The sequence below is a fragment of the Paraburkholderia sp. RL18-085-BIA-A genome, assembly GCF_046027075.1.
GTDB lineage: Bacteria > Pseudomonadota > Gammaproteobacteria > Burkholderiales > Burkholderiaceae > Paraburkholderia.
Genome location: NZ_JARESU010000346.1, coordinates 1 through 2,616, shown reverse-complemented (window position 1 = coordinate 2,616; position 2,616 = coordinate 1). Strand labels below are relative to the sequence as shown.

General features: G+C 62.0%; 2 protein-coding genes. Both read right to left on the bottom strand.

The annotated features are described in order from the left end of the window. Positions 1-78: 78 nt before the first annotated feature. Positions 79-849, bottom strand: a complete 771-nt coding sequence (gene istB, locus P0D89_RS52185; RefSeq protein WP_408370885.1) for an IS21-like element helper ATPase IstB — start codon at positions 847-849, stop codon at positions 79-81. Beyond that, the gene (gene istA, locus P0D89_RS52180; protein ID WP_408370884.1) at positions 846-2,474 is read right to left on the bottom strand and encodes an IS21 family transposase; all 1,629 of its coding nucleotides are present in this window, start codon (positions 2,472-2,474) and stop codon (positions 846-848) included. Before istA ends, istB begins: the two co-directional genes overlap by 4 nt. Positions 2,475-2,616 lie beyond the last annotated feature (142 nt).

The window sequence follows — 2,616 nt, the reverse complement described above, 5'->3', positions numbered from 1 at the left end:
CCGGACGGTCAGTTGAAACTCCCCCACTTATGGTCGCGTAAATTCCCCCACCCTGTGCAGCAGGACTAAGGGTTTTATTTAGCTGGTTTTCGTTTTTCGCGCAAGCGTTTCAGCGGCTTCCTTGAGACGGTAGCTGCGGCCATCGAACTCGAGCAGGTGGCAGTGATGCATGAGCCGGTCGAGGATCGTGGTGCTCATCGTGTTGTCGCCCAGGTATGCGCCCCAATCCTGCACAACGCGGTTGGACGTGACGAGAACGCTGCGATGAAGTTTGTAGCGCTGATGGATCAGGGTTTGCAGCAGCGCGCCGGCGGCGTCGGGGATCGTACGCGACAGGAACAGATCGTCCAGCACCAGCAGGTCGCTCTCAAGGATGGCCCGCAGGCGGGCTTCGCGCTGGGTAGTCGGGCTTAGTGCGTAACGGTTAAAGAAGTCGTCGGTCTCAAGATACTGCACCTTGTGGCCCTGCAGGACGGCCTGGTAGGCGACGGCCTTCGCAACGTGCGATTTGCCGGTGCCTGGTTTGCCGATGATCAGCGCGTTGTCGCCGGCGGCGATGAACTTCAGTGTGTGCAGCTGGAAGCAGGCCTGGCGAGGCACTTTGGGATTGAAGCCCCAGTCGAATTCGGCGAGTGTGAGTTTCTCCTCGAGGCCGGAGAGCTTGTAGCGGCGTTCGATGAGCCGGGACTGGCGGCGATCCAGTTCGTCTTGCAGGATCAGTGCGAAGGTTTCAAGGAATGGCTGCTGTGAGCCTTGGGCCTGCAGTACGCGCGTTTCAAGTGTGTCGCGCACGCCGGACAGGCGAAGCTGTCCGAGAGCCCGTTCGATTTCCGGTAATGTCATGGTCATGCCTGTGTTTCTCCAGTTGGAGGTTGAGGTTCGGCGCCGTGCTGCGCACCGAGGGTAAAGAGTTCGCCGTATTCGGCGGCAGGACGGATCAGCGGGTGATCCTGCGTGAGAGGCAGCTCGAGTTGCGGTGCCTGATCGAGACGCTCGAGTGCCTGTTCGAACAGCCGTTCAACGATCGCGCGCACCTGTTTGTAGCGGTAGACGTGATGACGTAACGCGTGATCGCAGGCCTGTTCAACGAGCCGGGCGGGATACTTCTTCGCCAGACCGACGATGCCCCACATGGCGCGATGGCCGACGCGACCTTCGCTGTCGAACATGTGCTGGCACAGCGCCTTTGTTTGCGGCCCGATGTCGCCAGCGCTCGCGAGCAGGAAGGCGCTCTGGCGGGACGGATTGAAGGGGCGTTCGTCTTCGGGCAGTTCAAGCGAGCCGGCCTTTACGGCGCGCGGATGAGTGCGCAGCAACGCCTGCGTACGGCGGTCGCGGATCTCGATGGTGCAGTCGTAGATGCGCACCGAGACAAGGCTGCCGATGGGCGCAGGTCGTGCCGCATAGTTGCTGCGATCGATGTTGACAGTGGTGTCGTCCCAGACGGTACGCACGACCTCCGTAAAGTAGCGAAAGCCGGTGGTCGGCAACGGCCGCAGATGCGGCCTCTCCTCCTGGAACATGGCCTCGACCTGTCGCCGGGTGCCTCCATGGATGCGTTTGGCCGCCCAGTTCGCCTCCCAATGCATCAGGAATTCGTTCTGGGCTTCGAGCGACTCGAAACGTCGCCCGGCGAGCGCGGTGCCCTGCGTATGTTGAATCGCGTTCTCGACGGTCCCCTTTCGATTCGGGTCCCGTACACGTGCTGGATCGGCGACGACGCCGTAATGCTCGAGCATCGCCTCATAGAGCCGGTTGATCTCGGGTTCGTACAGATCGGGCGTGATGACGCCCTCCCGGAGATTGTCCAGGACGACATAACTGACAGCGCCGCCGAAGTAGCGGAAGGCTTCTTCGTGAAGCTGGGCCCAGACCTGCTTGCTGGACTTCCAGACCACGCGGCGGAAACTGCGCCGCGAGTACCGCAGGGTCATGACGAACAACCGCGGGCGCCGGTAGCGGCCGGTCTTCGGATCGCGGGTCAGCGCGCCTTCGCCATAGTCGACCTGGGCTTCCTCGCCGGGGGCGAACTCGAGACGGTCGAACTGCTCGGGATCGATGTGGCGCAAGGCGCGCACGAAGCGCTTGACGCTCTCGTAGCTCGCGGCGAATGCGAACTGGTCGACCAGATCCTGATAGATCGCCTGCGCGTTGCGCCTCAGGCGGACCTGCTGCTCGATCCATTCGCGATGCGGTTCGCTTGCCGAGCGGGCGAAATTGAACGTTGTGGCCTTGCTGGAATCGGCGGTAGCCGGTGGTCGCGGCGGTGGAGGAGTTTGCGTGGCCGCCGCTTCAGAGCCGGTGGTCACCATGGGGGAGTTTGCTGAAGCGGACTTCTCCGACTCGAAGATCGCCTGATACCGGCGGATCGTCTTGCGGTCGATGCCCGTGAGCCGCTGGATCTGGCGCTGGCTCTTGTTGCGTTCGAGTAATGTGAATACGGTGCTTTGCAGGTGCGGCTTCAAGACGTTCACTCCCTGAACTCCTTCTTGTTCGAAGGAGACGAAGATAGACGTCCTGCAACACCTCCCGGCAGCTTTACTTGCTCAGCCGACGGTCGTCAGGTGGGGGAGTTTGAAGTGACCATACCCGGAGGAGTTTGACCGACCGCCGGGG